The 16452-nt window shown below is 36.8% G+C and carries 13 protein-coding genes, 4 tRNA genes and 1 rRNA gene; 17 read left to right on the top strand and 1 reads right to left on the bottom strand.

Going from position 1 to position 16452, the window contains the following annotated elements; translation table 11 throughout:
• The 15 genes from FYJ25_RS14460 to FYJ25_RS09630 all read left to right on the top strand — a co-directional run.
• Positions 1 to 173, top strand: a 23S ribosomal RNA gene (locus FYJ25_RS14460); the annotation flags it as partial.
• A 74-nt stretch (positions 174 to 247) separates the two neighbouring features.
• A tRNA-Asn gene (locus tag FYJ25_RS09695) sits at positions 248 to 320 on the top strand.
• 3 nt (positions 321 to 323) lie between these two features.
• Positions 324 to 395: transfer RNA gene (locus FYJ25_RS09690), tRNA-Glu, on the top strand.
• A gap of 6 nt (positions 396 to 401) precedes the next feature.
• Positions 402 to 472 (top strand) — tRNA-Cys (locus FYJ25_RS09685).
• Positions 473 to 526: 54 nt separating this feature from the next.
• Positions 527 to 600 (top strand) — tRNA-Met (locus tag FYJ25_RS09680).
• Positions 601 to 1158: 558 nt separating this feature from the next.
• Complete coding sequence (locus FYJ25_RS09675; protein ID WP_096238950.1) at positions 1159 to 2340, top strand: acetyl-CoA C-acetyltransferase; 1182 nt, start codon at positions 1159 to 1161, stop codon at positions 2338 to 2340.
• A gap of 129 nt (positions 2341 to 2469) precedes the next feature.
• Positions 2470 to 3255, top strand: a complete 786-nt coding sequence (locus FYJ25_RS09670) for an enoyl-CoA hydratase-related protein (RefSeq protein WP_005343417.1) — start codon at positions 2470 to 2472, stop codon at positions 3253 to 3255.
• 69 nt (positions 3256 to 3324) lie between these two features.
• Positions 3325 to 4164 carry a 3-hydroxyacyl-CoA dehydrogenase NAD-binding domain-containing protein gene (locus FYJ25_RS09665; protein WP_005343419.1) on the top strand — a complete coding sequence of 280 codons (840 nt, stop codon included), beginning with the start codon at positions 3325 to 3327 and terminating at the stop codon, positions 4162 to 4164.
• Between the two features lie 100 nt (positions 4165 to 4264).
• Positions 4265 to 5419, top strand: coding sequence for an acyl-CoA dehydrogenase (locus FYJ25_RS09660; protein ID WP_021906453.1), 1155 nt, complete (start codon positions 4265 to 4267; stop codon positions 5417 to 5419).
• Between the two features lie 14 nt (positions 5420 to 5433).
• Positions 5434 to 6219, top strand: a complete 786-nt coding sequence (locus FYJ25_RS09655) for an electron transfer flavoprotein subunit beta/FixA family protein (protein WP_021906452.1) — start codon at positions 5434 to 5436, stop codon at positions 6217 to 6219.
• A gap of 25 nt (positions 6220 to 6244) precedes the next feature.
• A complete protein-coding gene (locus FYJ25_RS09650) occupies positions 6245 to 7276 on the top strand; it encodes an electron transfer flavoprotein subunit alpha/FixB family protein (RefSeq protein ID WP_044921142.1) in 1032 nt (343 codons plus the stop codon).
• 434 nt (positions 7277 to 7710) lie between these two features.
• A complete protein-coding gene (locus tag FYJ25_RS09645) occupies positions 7711 to 8001 on the top strand; it encodes a hypothetical protein (RefSeq protein ID WP_154581191.1) in 291 nt (96 codons plus the stop codon).
• Positions 8002 to 8092: 91 nt separating this feature from the next.
• Positions 8093 to 8410 (top strand): WXG100 family type VII secretion target, encoded by a 318-nt coding sequence (locus tag FYJ25_RS09640; protein ID WP_096238953.1) that lies wholly within the window; start codon positions 8093 to 8095, stop codon positions 8408 to 8410.
• 96 nt (positions 8411 to 8506) lie between these two features.
• On the top strand, positions 8507 to 9190 hold the full coding sequence (locus tag FYJ25_RS14880; protein WP_167513809.1) for a LytR/AlgR family response regulator transcription factor: 684 nt from the start codon (positions 8507 to 8509) through the stop codon (positions 9188 to 9190).
• A gap of 161 nt (positions 9191 to 9351) precedes the next feature.
• Entirely contained in the window at positions 9352 to 10692 is a 1341-nt protein-coding gene (locus FYJ25_RS09630) for a butyryl-CoA:acetate CoA-transferase (protein ID WP_147608830.1), read from the top strand.
• Between the two features lie 302 nt (positions 10693 to 10994).
• Here FYJ25_RS09630 and FYJ25_RS09625 read toward each other — a convergent pair whose 3' ends face one another.
• Positions 10995 to 12056, bottom strand: a complete 1062-nt coding sequence (locus FYJ25_RS09625) for a nucleoid-associated protein (RefSeq protein WP_147608831.1) — start codon at positions 12054 to 12056, stop codon at positions 10995 to 10997.
• 229 nt (positions 12057 to 12285) lie between these two features.
• Here FYJ25_RS09625 and essC point away from each other — a divergent pair, with 229 nt between their 5' ends.
• Complete coding sequence (essC, locus tag FYJ25_RS09620; RefSeq protein WP_154581189.1) at positions 12286 to 16158, top strand: type VII secretion protein EssC; 3873 nt, start codon at positions 12286 to 12288, stop codon at positions 16156 to 16158.
• Entirely contained in the window at positions 16155 to 16442 is a 288-nt protein-coding gene (locus FYJ25_RS09615; protein ID WP_154581188.1) for a hypothetical protein, read from the top strand. The genes essC and FYJ25_RS09615 overlap by 4 nt, the downstream gene beginning before the upstream one ends.
• Positions 16443 to 16452: the final 10 nt, after the last annotated feature.

Below are 16452 nucleotides of genomic sequence, written 5' to 3'. Positions count from 1 at the left end.
GACGGGAAGGGATAAACGCTGAAGGCATCTAAGCGTGAAGCCCCCCTCAAGATGAGATATCCAGACTCGAAAGAGTGAGAGACCCCTTAGAGACGATGAGGTAGATAGGGCAGAGATGGAAGCACAGTGATGTGTGGAGTTGACTGTTACTAATCGGTCGATAGCTTGACCTTAAAAAAGTACTTGCAAAGATTAGAGAGATATGATATAATGTGTGTGGTTTTCAGGGTATGACCCTGATCAATATTCCTCGATAGCTCAGTCGGTAGAGCACGCGGCTGTTAACCGCGCTGTCGTAGGTTCAAGTCCTACTCGGGGAGTCTGGCTCCTTGGTCAAGTGGTTAAGACACCGCCCTTTCACGGCGGTAACATGGGTTCAAATCCCGTAGGAGTCATGTTGTGGCGTCGTAGCCAAGTGGTAAGGCAGAGGTCTGCAACACCTTCATCACCAGTTCAAATCTGGTCGACGCCTCTTAAAGAGACTAAGTAATTAGTCTCTTTTTGGCATTTATGTTTAATTGAATATCGCGGGGTAGAGCAGTCTGGTAGCTCGTCGGGCTCATAACCCGGAGGTCGTTGGTTCAAATCCTTCCCCCGCAATTTCTGAAGCATCAATATATAGATATTGGTGCTTTTTTGTTTTACTAAAAATAAAAGAGTATATAAATTTCTAATCTGATCTGGATAAAGATAAAGCGGCAAAAATGCCGGAACAATCTTGAATGGAAACTAGAGATATATCGTTGTTCCAAAATGAGTAGTTACGGTTTATTTGCTTAGGATTTTCTAAATTCCTGATGTGCTATTTCCAACTTTTGTATCTTTAATTAAAAAACAGTGTCTATTTTTTCACATATTTAGGCATTTTTTTGTATTTTGTTCCCTTTTTTCGCAAAATTCAAAAAATAATCAATAGAGATTATCCATAAATGAAAGTGGAATGATAAGAAAAAAGAACGAAAAATATAAAGGATTTTACGTATAAAAGTGAATAAATTGTGAAATTCTCATAAATGAGAATATTAATTAAAAAATAATTTATAATCTTGTTGCAAATATCGGAAGATTGTGATAGCATTAACACATATCGTACTAGAAATGCTCTAGCAAAGCAACTATATCAAATAATATTGATAACTTAAATGGAGGAATGAAACTATGGCAAAGAAAGTTGTATTAGCAGGTGCTTGTCGTACCGCAATCGGAACAATGGGTGGTGGATTAAGCACAGTACCAGCTGCAGATTTAGGAAGCATCGTAATCAAAGAAGCATTAAAGAGAACTAACGTACCTGCTGATCAGGTAGACGAAGTATTAATGGGATGTGTTATCCAGGCTGGTCTTGGACAGAACGTTGCTCGTCAGGCTTCTCTTAATGCGGGACTCCCAATCGAAGTACCTGCTGTAACAATTAACGTAGTTTGTGGTTCCGGTCTTAACTGTGTTAACCTTGCTGCTACAAAGATTTTAGCAGGTGAGGCTGATATTGTTATCGCTGGTGGTATGGAAAACATGTCATTAGCTCCATTCTGCTTAGACAAAGCTCGTTTTGGATACAGAATGAACAATGGCGTATTAAAAGACTGTATGGTTAACGATGCATTAACAGATGCTTTCAATCAGTACCATATGGGTATTACAGCTGAAAACGTTGCAGAACAGTGGCATTTAACAAGAGAAGAGTTAGATGAGTTCTCCGCTAATTCACAGCAGAAAGCTACAGCAGCTATCGAAGCTGGTAAGTTCAAAGATGAGATCGTTCCTGTAGAAGTTAAACTTAAAAAGAAAACAGTTGTTGTAGATACAGATGAGGGACCACGTCCTGGAACAACAGCAGAAAGTATTTCTAAATTACGTCCTGCTTTCAAGAAAGATGGTATCGTAACAGCTGCTAACTCTTCAGGTATTAACGATGGTGCTGCTTGTGTTGTTGTTATGAGCGAAGAAAAAGCTAAAGAATTAGGTGTAACTCCAATGGCTACATGGGTAGCAGGAGCATTAGGCGGAGTTGATCCTTCTATCATGGGTGTTGGACCAGTTGCTTCTACTAAGAAAGTTCTTGCTAAAACAGGCATGAGCATTGATGACTTTGACTTAATTGAAGCTAACGAAGCTTTCGCAGCTCAGTCATTAGCAGTAGGAAGAGAATTAGGAATCAACCCAGAGAAATTAAATGTTAATGGTGGAGCTATTGCTCTTGGACATCCAGTTGGAGCATCAGGATGCCGTATCCTTGTTACATTATTACATGAGATGCAGAAACGTGACGCTAAGAAGGGTCTTGCTACACTGTGTATCGGTGGTGGTATGGGCTGCTCAACAATTGTTGAAAGAGACTAATCACGTATAGAATGATTACATATATCCGGGTTCGGTTTTCGAATCCGGTTATATCAATTACATAGTTTATAACTGATTTCTACAGCTTTAGACAGTTATAATAATGTAATCTGAAAGGAGATACATACAATGGGATTTATCGATTATGAAGTAGATGGTCAGGTTGGTATTATCACCATCAATCGTCCAAAGGCTTTAAATGCTTTAAACAGTGAAGTATTAAAAGATTTAGATGCAACTATTGATGCAGTAGATTTAGATGCAATCAGATGTCTTATCATTACTGGTGCAGGAGAGAAATCTTTCGTAGCTGGTGCTGATATCGGAGAAATGAGCACTCTTACAAAAGCAGAAGGTGAAGCTTTTGGTAAAGCAGGTAATGATGTATTTAGAAAGATTGAAACTCTTCCTATTCCTGTTATCGCAGCAATCAACGGATTTGCATTAGGCGGTGGCTGTGAGATTTCTATGAGCTGTGATATTAGACTTTGTTCTGAGAACGCAGTATTTGGACAGCCGGAAGTTGGTCTTGGAATTACACCTGGTTTTGGTGGAACACAGAGACTTGCTCGTATCGTAGGACCTGGAAAAGCAAAACAGTTAATCTATACTGCTCGTAATATTAAAGCAGCAGAAGCATATAGAATCGGACTGGTTAACGAAGTTTATCCACTTGAAGAGTTAATGCCTCAGGCTAAAAAGATGGCAAAAGGTATTGCAAAGAACGCACCTATCGCAGTTCGTGCATGTAAGAAAGCCATCAATGAAGGTTTAGAAGTAGGAATGGATGAAGCTATCGTAATCGAAGAGAAGTTATTTGGTAGCTGCTTCGAGACAGAAGACCAGAAATACGGAATGGCATTCTTCCTTGATAAAAACAAAGAAAAGGTAAAAGAACCATTTAAAAACTGCTAATTAATCTATTACATATATTGATAATATTAATTGTCAGAAGATAATACATTTTATAGGAGGTTTCAGACAATGAAAGTTGGAGTTATTGGCGCAGGTACAATGGGATCAGGTATTGCTCAGGCATTCGCACAGACAGAAGGATACGAAGTATACTTATGTGATATTAACGATGAATTTGCCGCAAACGGTAAAAAGAAAATCGCTAAAGGATTTGAAAAGAGAGTAGCAAGAGGAAAAATGGATCAGGCTAAAGCTGATGCAATCCTTGCTAAGATTACTACTGGTACAAAAGATATCTGTACAGATGCAGATTTAGTAGTAGAGGCAGCTCTTGAGGTTATGGAAGTTAAACAGCAGACATTTAAAGAATTACAGGATATCGTTCCTGCAACATGTATGTTTGCAACAAATACATCTTCTTTATCTATTACACAGATCGGTGCAGGACTTGACAGACCAGTTATCGGAATGCATTTCTTCAACCCAGCTCCAGTTATGAAATTAATTGAAGTTATCGCTGGTCTTAATACACCAGATGAAATGGTTGAAAAGATTAAAGCTATTTCTGTAGAAATCGGCAAAACACCTGTACAGGTAGAAGAAGCTGCAGGATTCGTAGTTAACAGAATCTTAATCCCAATGATCAACGAAGCAGTTGGCATTTATGCTGATGGTGTTGCTTCTGTTGAAGGTATCGACACAGCTATGAAGTTAGGTGCTAACCATCCAATGGGACCTCTCGCTTTAGGCGATTTAGTTGGTCTTGATATCTGCCTTGCAATCATGGAAGTATTATACAATGAGACAGGAGATCCTAAGTATCGTCCACATCCATTATTAAGAAAGATGGTTCGTGGTGGAAAATTAGGTCAGAAGACTGGTATTGGATTCTACGATTACAGCAAATAATTAAAAAAGTGAATACGGCCGTGGGGACTATGCTCTGCGTCTCCACGGCTTTTAAGGTGGTTCTCCACCCCAATAACCAATTTATTATGGAGGAATGAAAATGGATTTCACATTAAGCAAAAAGCATGAAATGGCTAGACAGCTCTTTAAAGAGTTCGCTGAAAACGAAGTTAAACCTCTTGCTCAGGAGGTTGACGAGACAGAACATTTTCCAGAAGAAACCGTTGCAAAAATGCAAAAATTAGGTTTCATGGGAATTCCTGTGCCAAAAGAATATGGCGGACAGGGCTGTGATCCTTTAACATACATTATGTGTGTTGAAGAGTTATCTAAAGTTTGTGGTACAACAGGTGTTATTGTATCCGCACATACATCATTATGTGCAGATCCAATTCTTACTTATGGTACTGAAGAACAGAAACAGAAATATCTTGTTCCACTTGCAAAGGGTGAAAAGTTAGGTGCTTTCGGTCTTACAGAGCCAGGTGCTGGTACTGATGCTCAGGGTGTTCAGACAAAGGCTGTTTTAGATGGTGACGAATGGGTATTAAATGGATCTAAATGTTTCATCACTAATGGTTCTTATGCTGATTACTATATTATCATCGCTATCACAAGTGTTGATACAGATGCAAGAGGAAGAAAGAAAAAGAAATTCTCCGCATTTATCGTAGAAAAAGGAACTCCAGGATTTACATTTGGTACAAAAGAAAAGAAAATGGGTATCCGTGGTTCAGCTACATATGAATTGATTTTCCAGGATTGTCGTATTCCTAAAGAAAATCTTCTTGGACCTATGGGCAAAGGTTTCGCAATCGCTATGCACACATTAGATGGTGGACGTATCGGTATTGCAGCTCAGGCTCTTGGTATCGCAGAAGGTGCTTTAGATGCTACAATTGCTTATGTTAAAGAAAGAAAACAGTTTGGCAGAGCAATTGCTGCACAGCAGAATACACAGTTCCAGCTTGCTAATATGGCTACACAGGTAGAAGCTGCTAAGTTACTTGTTTATAAAGCAGCAATGGCAAAAGCAACACAGAGAGTATACTCCGTAGAAGCTGCAAAAGCTAAATTATTTGCAGCAGAAACAGCTATGGATGTAACAACTAAGTGTGTTCAGTTACTTGGTGGTTATGGTTACATCAGAGAGTACGACGTAGAACGTATGATGCGTGATGCTAAGATCACAGAAATCTACGAAGGAACATCAGAAGTTCAGCGTATGGTTATTTCTGGTAACTTATTAAGATAAGGAGGGAAAATACTGTGAAAATCGTAGTATGTATTAAACAGGTACCTGATACAAAAGGTGGAGTTAAGTTTAAACCAGACGGAACTCTTGATAGAGCAGCTATGCTTACTATCATGAATCCGGATGATAAGGCAGGTCTTGAAGCTGCCCTTAGAATAAAAGATGAAACAGGCGCAGAAGTAACTGTAGTTACTATGGGTCTTCCAAAAGCAGAAGAAGTTCTGCGTGAAGCTATGGCAATGGGTGCAGATAAGGGAATTCTTGTCACAGATCGTGTTTTAGGTGGAGCTGATACATGGGCAACATCTACAACAATCGCCGGAGCACTTAGAAATATTGATTATGATTTAATCATCACAGGTCGTCAGGCTATCGATGGTGATACTGCACAGGTAGGACCTCAGATTGCAGAACACTTAGACCTTCCTTTAATTTCCTATGCACAGGATATTAAAATCGAAGGAGACAGTGTAATCGTTCAGAGACAGTACGATGACAGATATCATGTTTTAAAAGCTAAATTACCATGTGTTATCACAGCACTTTCCGAATTAAATGAGCCACGTTATATGACTCCAGGCGGAATCTTTGATGCATATGATACAGAGATTACTACATGGGGAAGAAAAGACCTTAAAGATGTTGATGACAGTAACTTAGGTCTTGCAGGTTCTCCAACTCAGATCGCAAAAGCTTCTGATAAGGTACGTAAAGGTAAAGGTGTCATGATGACAGCTGAAACAGCAGAAGAAGGCGTTGAGTACATCATGGACAAACTGTTAACAAAGCATGTTATCTAATTGTAAAGGAAATGTGGTGAATAGAATGAATTTAGAACAATATAAAGGTGTATTTATCTATGCTCAGCAGGTTGACAATAAGATTGATGCCATTGCTTTAGAATTACTTGGAAAAGCAAATGACCTTGCTGCAGATTTAGGAACAGACGTAACAGCAGTTTTAATCGGTTCTGACGTAAAAGGCTTAGTTGATGAACTTGCTGAATACGGCGCAGATAAAGTTATCGTAGTTGATGACCCTGAATTAAAAGAATACAGAACAGAGCCATATACACATGCATTGGCATCTGTTATCAATGAATACAAACCGGACATTCTTCTGGTTGGAGCAACAGCAATCGGTCGTGACTTAGGACCTCGTGTTTCCGCAAGAGTTGCAACAGGTCTTACAGCAGACTGTACTGTTCTTGAAATTGGTGAATTCAAAGCTCGTGGAGATAAAGAACCTCGTCAGGGTCAGTTATTAATGACTCGTCCTGCATTCGGTGGTAACACAATCGCTACAATCGCTTGTCCTAACCATCGTCCACAGATGGCTACAGTTCGTCCTGGTGTTATGCAGAAGAAAGAGCCTGTTGCAGGAGCAAAGGCAGAAGTTATTGAATATAATCCAGGATTTACTCCAAATGACAAATATGTTGAGATTCTTGACATTGTAAAATCTGTTACAGAAACAGTGGATATCCAGGCTGCTAAGATTCTTGTATCTGGCGGACGTGGAGTTGGTTCTGCTGAAAACTTTGCATTATTAGACGATTTAGCAGAGGCACTTGGCGGAACAGTTTCCTGCTCTCGTGCAGTTGTAGATAACGGATGGAAACCAAAAGATTTACAGGTTGGTCAGACTGGTAAGACAGTTCGTCCTAATGTTTACTTTGCAATTGGTATTTCCGGAGCTATCCAGCACGTAGCTGGTATGGAAGAATCTGATATCATCATCGCTATTAATAAAGATCCAGATGCACCTATTTTTGATGTAGCTGATTACGGTATCGTTGGTGATGCATTAAAGATTGTTCCTAAGTTAACAGAAGCAATCAAGGCACAGGTTAAATAATAATTTAACTTTAGATGTTAGGTAAAAGTTAAATATATTTTGTCTCAGATGTTTTGTTTATTGGCGATTCATTATTAAAAGAAAAGTATACGCGATTTTTTACTGAACTCTATAAAATGTATTGAAACAGGGAATCTTTTTGTAGATTCCCTGTTTAGATGAAATAATAAGACTGCAGTTTATAACTGTGGTCTTTTTTTATCTCAGTCGAGAAGACTCCCACCTCTTTCAGGTGGTGAGTGACAGGAAATTATCCTCCTCCACTTCGCTCCGTGTGAAACAAACACTATGTAATTTATATATAATTTTAAATAAATATAAAAGCAATCCGCCTATCACTAATTTTACATAATTCGTCAAAAAAGGTGGAAATTAGTTTCAAGTATGTTATAATACTCTTGCAGCACTTAACAAAGATATGAGAGGAGGCATTTATGGCACAGATTATTGCTTCTACGAAAGAGATATCTAACAAGAAACAGGCATTGGTGACATTGAGTAATTCATTGAAAACACAACTTACTGATTTAGAAACCCTGGGGAGTAGTCTTAATTCCATGTGGGAAGGAGCTGCAAAGGAGAAGTATTCGAAACAACTGAAGGTAGATATTGTAAAGATGCAGAGTTTACTTAGGACAATCTTAGAATTTATACTGATACTTGAGAAGATTATTATGATCTATAATAAAGCTGAGAAGAAGAACGAAGCAACTGCAGTAAGTTAGAGCAGGTTAATGTGTTCTCGGAGTCTTCTGATGAATTTAAGCATAAAAAGATTCCGAGATATTCTTTAAGTTAATTGTTAAGGAGGATTTTATGGCAGATTTAATTAATGTAACTCCAGAGAAGTTAAAGTCAACCGCAGTTTCTTTTCAACAGACCGGTCAGAATGTTAAGCGAACGACCTCAGATATGCTTCAGTTGGTGAGGGGAATCAGTAGTTCTATTTGGAGTGGGGAGGCGAGTAGCTCATTTATTAATAAGTTTAGTGGATTAGAAGCAGATATTAATAAAATGTGCAAGATGATAGAAGAAGAAGCGCAGCATTTAACTTCCATTGCACAGGAATATATATTAGCAGAAGAACAGAATAAACAAGTAGCGGCAACGTTAAAGAATAATGTTATCAGCTGATGATACAGTTGATATAGATAAGAGATGGTATCGGTTGTGATTTTCTGCCATGATAAAAGGGAAGCGGATTTTTTTTGTAAATTGTGCGGCCAGTGTGTGGCAGTTATAAATAACGAGCGTTTACAGTGTTGTATTTTGAGTGATAAAGATTATGAGAAGGTGGACATAGAGAGAATACCAGTTGTAGATTTAATTGTAGCGGAAGTAATGAATTCTGTAGATTTAAGGAAGTTGATCCATATACGAAAAAGTTCACCTAATGCAAAGCTTTTGATTTTAAGTAGTATTCAGATTTCGCCGGAATACTATATGATTCCGGAAATTTCACCGAATATGTTGTTACTAAAGCCTTATATATATTCTAAAGCATACAAAGTTATTCATAAAATTTTTTCTTGGGTGTATAGGGATCGATATAGAAGGCAGGGTATGAATAATATATTGCAAGTTTTGACAGGAGGAGAGTACTATTATTTTGATTATGCGGATATTAGTTATCTAGAAGCAAGAGATAAAAAGATTATATTACATTTACAGAAGCAGGAGTTTTCTTTTTATAGTTCATTACAGAAGTTAGAAAGTAGTCTGCCGGATTATTTTGTGCGTTGTCATCGAAGTTATATTGTAAATTTTATGTTTATTCAGAAAGCAGATGTAATGAACAGCGTGTTTTATTTGGATAAAAAAGCAGTTATTCCGATTTCTCAAAAATACAAAGCGAAATTAGTAAAAATTTTTCAACGCAATAACACAGAGAATCTTTTGTTTCAGCCTCAATAAACAGGGGAGAAATTACTAAAATTTAATCAGTATCAAAGAGGGAATCAAAACAAAAACATGGGGATTATAAGGCTGATTTAAGTTGACCCTGGTTTGTAACAGTGGTAAAATAGACTCATGATTTTTTTTTAACAAGAGCAAAAGTGGTTAGGAGGAGAAGCATGAGTTTTATTAAAGAATATGCACAGAAGCTTGTTACGGCAGAAGAAGCAGTTAAGGTAGTAAAATCACATGATTGGGTGGATTATGGTTGGACAACAGGTACACCAGTTGCCTTAGATGCAGCATTAGCAGCCAGAGCAGATGAATTAGAAGATGTAAAGGTTCGTGGGGGAATTTTATTAAGAGAACCTGAGATCTTTAAAGTAGATAATGTAGCAGACCATTTCACATGGAATTCCTGGCATATGGGTGGATTAGAGAGAAAAGCAATCAGTAAAGGTTTTGCTTTTTATTCTCCATTAAAGTATTCAGAGCTTCCACGTTATTACAGAGAGAACATCAGACATCTTAATGTTGCAATGTTCCAGGTAGCACCAATGGATAAGCATGGATTTTTTAATTTTGGACCGAATGCATCACATATGATGGCTGTTTGTGAGACAGCGGATGTTATCATTGTAGAAGTTAATGAGAATATGCCTCGTTGCTTAGGTGGATTTGAAGAAGGAATCCATATTTCCCGCGTAGATTACATTGTAGAAGGTCAGAATCCTGCTATTGGAGAATTAGGAGCAGGTGCACCACCAACAGAAGTAGACAGAGCGGTAGCACAGCTTATTGTAGAGGAGATTCCAGACGGAGCATGTCTCCAGCTTGGTATTGGCGGAATGCCTAATACAGTAGGTTCTATGATTGCAGAATCTGATTTAAAGGATTTAGGTGTACATACAGAGATGTACGTAGATGCATTTGTTGATATTGCAAAGGCAGGAAAGATTAACGGTTTAAAGAAGAATATCGATAGAGGACGTCAGGTATATGCATTTGGAGCTGGTACAAAGAAGATGTACGATTATCTGGATGATAATCCAGAATGTATGAGTGCGCCAGTTGACTATACTAACAGTGCGAAAACAATTGCACAGATTGATAACTTTATTTCTATCAATAATGCAGTTGATATTGACTTATATGGTCAGGTTAATGCAGAGAGTGCAGGTGTAAAGCAGATTAGTGGAGCAGGTGGACAGCTTGATTTTGTTCAGGGAGCATATTTATCTAAAGGTGGTAAGAGCTTTATCTGCTGTTCTTCTACATTTACTTCAAGAGACGGTGTAAAACACACAAGAATCAGACCTACTTTGGCAGAAGGTTCTACAGTAACAGACACTCGTCCTAATACACATTATGTAGTAACAGAGTTTGGTAAAGTATGTCTTAAAGGAATGTCTACATGGCAGAGAGCGGAAGCATTAATCAGTATTGCTCATCCTGATTTCAGAGACGAATTAATTAAAGAAGCAGAGAAGATGCATATCTGGAGAAGAAGTAACAAATAATAAATAGATTGCATTTTTAAAAAGTATATTCAAGTCGAGCAGCCGCGAGACTTGGCGCGTGATTCTGGTCAGCGTAAGCTGACATATTCTTTACAGAATCACTGCGCATCCTCGCGGAGCGTTTATCTCAGTCGGAGATTGGACTCCCACTGAGACAAATTTGCTGTCATTCACCACCTGAAAGAGGTGGGAGTCTTCTCGACTGAGATAAAACCTCACATACAAAGGATAATAAACAGTAAGTTTGCAGTAGCTTTGTGTGTGAGGTTTTTGTATTTTTAATATCTATTGCAGATAAATGGTTATTTTAAAACAAGATTATCTATATTTCTTATGATAATAGTTGATTTACCGGTTACATCTGTTTGAACTTCAAAGTTAGCCAGTTTGTTATAAGTTTCCATAGGAATGGATATTTCAATTCCGCTATCGGTTACCATGACCTGCTTTTCTAATTTCTTTACAGTATTTTCATTGGTGACAGTAAAGTTGTCATATTGGAGATCATATTGTTCCATTTTTTCGTCAAATTCTGATTTTTTTTCAGGACTTTTTCCAAAGAGTTTATTTCCGATTTCTTCTATATCAAAAGATTTTCGATCTACATATTCTTTTTGTAAGGCACTTTTTGTATCCATCTTTGTTTTTAAATCGGCACCGTCATATTTATTGGAAATATTATTAATAACACGTGTCAGTATATTTAACTTCTTTTTAGGTGGAATATTAGTATGGCAGATGAGAAAGTTTTCAGATAAATAATATGCTTTTTCACCATTGATTTCATATCTTTTTTCCAGAAGTTTTATATGATAATCTGACAAATTAATAATTACAGCTTCAGGAATTCTTGAAGTTGCTGAGGGAAGAAGGGCTCTTGATTTAACAATTCCAGTATTGATGACAGGAATGTTAGAATCATTACTATTAAGATTAGTACCTTCAGAATCCGATGCAGTAATTTCATGGGTATAACTTTCTTTATAATTCATTTTTAAGAGAGCAAGGTAGATGGTTCCTTCAGCCTGGAAAGTTACGAATAGAAGGTCAGCAGCAGGAATATCTAATCCTTCTCCCATAGCAATATAAAGTTTGTTTGCAATTGCCTGGCTTGTTTCTATAAAAGAGGCTTCATCAGATTCATCCCAGGTTTCAAGGATAGAGTAAATTGGTGATGCTTCTGGATTAAACTCACAGTTCTTGGTATCATCGCTGGAAACGATTTTATAAATGTGGTTTCGAATAAAGTCATGTAAATCCGGACCGGGATCTAAGAGAGTATTAGATAATATACATTCTCCACGATTTGTGTCTAGAATATGTAAAATAGCTTTTCTTATAACGATATCATCTTTTGCTATCATAGGGGCAGCTCCTTTGTTTTTATCTCAGTCGAGAAGATTCCCACCTCTTTCAGGTGGCTCGACTTGAATTGATTAAATAGTATAAGATCGGGGTTAAAAGGTCAAAACTCCGTTCGTGCCAGAATTATGAGAGTAGCGTTAGCTACGGAATAATTCGTGACATCAAGTTAGGGACAAAATACTTTTTGCCCCTAACATCACAGTATATCACTTTAGGGGAAAAGAAGCTATGAGATTTTTGATTTTTATATATGGAGAAAAGTATGGAAAACGTTTTTTACTTTCAGAAGATGTGAACCAAAAGTGCAGGATATTACTGACGAAAGATGAGTTTTCCATAGAACAGACGATGTTCTTAGAATTGGAATATATAATGCAGGAATGGTATATCAAGGAAACGGCTTACTATAAAGTAAGTAAAAAACAGTTTTTTCAAACGGAAAAGGTGGAAGAAAATCAAGCTGTTTTTTATAAGTTGAATACAGGACGGAAATATATTTTAAAGATTGGTGAAAAAAATATTTCGATACAATGCATATGTTGTAAATATGATTGGAGTACCTATCGAACATATAGATTAAAAGTTTGCAGAATAATAAAGCAGTCAAATAAAGTTTTCCTGACGGGAGATGATTCGGAGCAGATTCCCTGTGTGAACATTTTAAATAAAAATGGTCAATGGTTTTTAAATAATTATGGAATGGAACCGGTATACATTAATGGAGATTTCATAAAAGAGAATAAGAAACTGAGTTATGGAGATATTATATATTTTTTTGGAAGAATTTTTTTGTTTTTTGATGATTTTATTGCGGTAGAACAGACAGAAGAAGAGATAAATGTATTTTGCTTAGAAGAAATAAAGGTGAATGAATTTATACAGGATAAGGGCATTATAGCTCCTATGTTAAAAGAAAGTTTTCACAGGGCACCAAGAATTATGGAACATTTAGAGAAGCTTACATTACAGATTGAGAATCCTCCGATATTAGGAATGTTTGGAATGGAAGAACAACGTTCTGTATTTATGGATATAGGTGCGGTTTTGAGCATGATGTTTCCAATGTTGGGAATGAATGTATTTTTGATATATGGGATGAGAACAGAAGGAAATCAAGCAGGGACATATGTATATTCAGGAATATTTATGGTTGTTATGTCGGTAATGTGTTCTCTTTTATGGATTATGATTTCCAGGCAATACGAGAAGAGGAAAAGAAAGGAACGAGCGGATAGAAAGAAGAATGCTTACAGAAGATATTTGAATAAAAAAAGTATGCAGATTAAAGAACAATATGAAAAAACTTATAAAGTATTACAAAGCCGTTATTTATGTGCAGACAGGTATGTGGATAATTCATTGTTATTCTTATATTTGTGGAACCGAAATCCCTATCATGAAGATTTTTTAAAATATAGAGTAGGTACCGGGAATATGCGATTTCCTATGGAGATAAAGTTTGTGGGAGAAGTGTCTTATGAAGAAGAAGGTGTGCTGTGGCAGGAAGCAGAAAAGATACTAGAACATTATAATATCATGCATCAGATTCCGATGCTGTTAGATATAAAACAATATGATCAAGTCGGGGTTATAGAAGCAGAGATGAATGATGGAATGGTAATTGTGCGGAACCTGATATTACAGATTGCGCTATGTAATTGCTATACGGAGGTAAAGCTGGCATGTATATATGATAAAAATAAAGTTATGCAATATGAACAGTGGGGATTTTGCCGATGGCTGCCACATATATGGGACAGTGATAGAAGAAAGCGCAATATTGCAGAAAATCTATCAGAAGCAAGAGAATTATTTTACAGGCTGCTTCAGGTATTTAAAGAAAGAGAAAGAATATCTACACCAGGTCGCTCAGAGCAAGGACTGCCTCATTATATTTTATTTATTGCAGAAGAAAAATATCTGGATGGAGAAATGTTTTCCAAATATATTTTTAATAAAAAAGAGAATTATGGCTTAACAGTTATATGGCTTGTGGAAAGAAGAGAACAGCTACCTAATACATGTAAATTAGTATTGGAAAGAAGTAAGGAGTTTTCAGGGTGGTATGAAATAGAACGGCATAGTCAAAAAAGGGAAGAGATACATTTTGATTATATAAAAAAAGAAGCAGCGGAACGATTAATAAGAACTATTTCAGGAATAAGGGTAGCGGAGATAGAAGAAAAGAAGGACATTCCTGACACAATTGATTTTTTAAAAATGTATGGAGTTATGACAGTGAAGGAACTTGATATAGAAAGTCGTTGGAGACAGAACAGTATTTATGAGAGCTGCCGGGTTTTGATTGGAAAAAAAGCGGGAGGTGAATCTTGTTATTTAGATATCCATGAACGTTATCATGGACCGCATGGCTTACTTGCAGGCACTACAGGTTCAGGGAAAAGTGAAGTACTTCAGACGTTCATACTGTCAATGGCCATAAATTTTAGTCCTGAAGCAGTTAATTTTTTGCTTATAGATTATAAAGGAGAAGGAATGTCAGGATTATTTTCTGAGCTGCCACATATTTCCGGAGGAATTTCAAACTTATCAGATGGACAGGCTTACAGGGCAATGATATCCATAAAAAGTGAAAATAAACGAAGACAAAAGATATTTAAGCAGTGGAAGGTTAATAATATTAATGATTATACAAAGCTTTTTATTGCGGGAGCTACAAGCGAAGCAATTCCGCATTTATTAATTGTTATAGATGAATTTGCAGAATTAAAAAAAGCAGAACCGGAATTTATGCAGGAACTGATTAGCGTGGCTCAGGTCGGGAGAAGTTTGGGAGTTCATCTTATATTGGCAACACAAAAACCGGGAGGAGTTGTTGATGATAAAATATGGAGCAATTCACGATTTCGTATTTGTCTTAAAGTACAGGAAAGAGAGGATAGTATGGACATGCTTCATAACATGGATGCCTGCCAGATTGCACAAACTGGAAGGGGGTATTTACAGGTTGGGAATAATGAGGTCTATGATTTATTTCAAGCTGGCTGGAGCGGAGCGCCGTATAGGGAAGAATGTAGAAAAGCGGTAGCACAGATGATTAATCTAGATGGTACTCCTTGTTCTGTAAAAAACACTTTTGTAAAAGAAACGTTTGAACACGAGAAAGAAATAACGCAGTTGCAGGCAATAACAAAGTATATAGCTCACTTTGCAAAGAAATATAACTACAGAGCAGGTACGCGATTATGGATGGATCCTTTGCCGAAATATTTATATTTAGAAGATATTATAGAAGAGAATAAAGATAAGAAAGGTAAGGAGCAGCGAATACAGCAGTTATTTTGTAATGAGGGAATACAAATTTGTCTAGGAGTATTTGATGATCCGGAAAACCAGGAACAGCCAAAGTTTTATTTCAATCTTATGGAATGTGGCCATGTTGGCATTGGAGGAAGGAGTGTTTCGGGTAAAAGTACTTTCCTGCAGACCTTTATATTTTCTTTATTAAATACGTATTCAGAAAAAGATATTATTTTGTATATTTTAGATTTTAATGGTGGAGGAATGGATATTTATGCGGTTGCACCGCAGGTACAGCAAGTGATAAAGGAAGAGGAAGAAGAAAAAACGGATAGATTATTTGAAGGTATCAGAGAAGAATTAAAAAGAAGAAAGAAAATGTTATCGGGAGGTAATTTTAATCAATATAAAAATAGAATGGGGGAAGAAGAGAGCATTCCCCTTATGGTGATTGTATTAGATGGTTTTGAGGAGTTTTGCACAGTGACGTATCAAAAATATGAAGATATATTGTATCAAATATTAAGAGAAGGGGAAAAGCTTGGGATATTAATGATAATAACAGTAGAATCTTTTTCAGGTATGAATATATCTATGAGATTGTCAGATCTTTTAAAGACCAGAATTTGTTTTTATATGAAGGATACTTATTCCTATACAGAAGCGTTTAATATAATACAGATTCCTGTTTTACCTAAAAAGGGGATACCAGGGAGGGGAATTGCTTATTATGGAGAGCGGATTTTAGAATTTCAGACAGCATTGGCAGTGAAAGAACAGAATGATTACAGGAGACAGGAGAAAATAAGGCAGATATTGGACAGGAGAGTGGCAGTGTGATATATGTGGATATTTTTGTTGCCGGAGTAGGAAAGTGGTATGAATTCAGATGTGAAGAAACGGAGATAGTGAAGAATATTATAAAAGAAATATATCATACGGTGATGAATATAGAGTTTACAACTTGTACTAAGCTGGAAGAAAAAAATTTAGAGAGAGGAAAAGAGAGGCTAAAAGAAGAAAATTTATATTTGGCATGTATAGAGAGTAAGGTTATGCTGAATCCCAATGTACGGTTAGAGGAATGTGTGGTGAACAATGGAAATAGATTAATACTTTTTTGACAGGTGTGAT

The organism is Anaerobutyricum soehngenii, from assembly GCF_009697165.1.
GTDB lineage: Bacteria > Bacillota > Clostridia > Lachnospirales > Lachnospiraceae > Anaerobutyricum > Anaerobutyricum soehngenii.
This window is presented reverse-complemented; position numbering and strand designations above follow the sequence as displayed.

Excerpts from the sequence above, each read along its gene's own strand:
- FYJ25_RS09675 (WP_096238950.1), top strand. The coding sequence starts at position 1,159 with ATGGCAAAGAAAGTTGTATTAGCAGGTGCTTGTCGTACCGCAATCGGA.
- FYJ25_RS09670 (WP_005343417.1), top strand. The coding sequence starts at position 2,470 with ATGGGATTTATCGATTATGAAGTAGATGGTCAGGTTGGTATTATCACC.
- FYJ25_RS09665 (WP_005343419.1), top strand. The coding sequence starts at position 3,325 with ATGAAAGTTGGAGTTATTGGCGCAGGTACAATGGGATCAGGTATTGCT.
- FYJ25_RS09660 (WP_021906453.1), top strand. The coding sequence starts at position 4,265 with ATGGATTTCACATTAAGCAAAAAGCATGAAATGGCTAGACAGCTCTTT.
- FYJ25_RS09650 (WP_044921142.1), top strand. The coding sequence starts at position 6,245 with ATGAATTTAGAACAATATAAAGGTGTATTTATCTATGCTCAGCAGGTT.
- FYJ25_RS09645 (WP_154581191.1), top strand. The coding sequence starts at position 7,711 with ATGGCACAGATTATTGCTTCTACGAAAGAGATATCTAACAAGAAACAG.
- FYJ25_RS09640 (WP_096238953.1), top strand. The coding sequence starts at position 8,093 with ATGGCAGATTTAATTAATGTAACTCCAGAGAAGTTAAAGTCAACCGCA.
- FYJ25_RS09630 (WP_147608830.1), top strand. The coding sequence starts at position 9,352 with ATGAGTTTTATTAAAGAATATGCACAGAAGCTTGTTACGGCAGAAGAA.
- FYJ25_RS09625 (WP_147608831.1), bottom strand. The coding sequence starts at position 12,056 with ATGATAGCAAAAGATGATATCGTTATAAGAAAAGCTATTTTACATATT.
- essC (WP_154581189.1), top strand. The coding sequence starts at position 12,286 with ATGAGATTTTTGATTTTTATATATGGAGAAAAGTATGGAAAACGTTTT.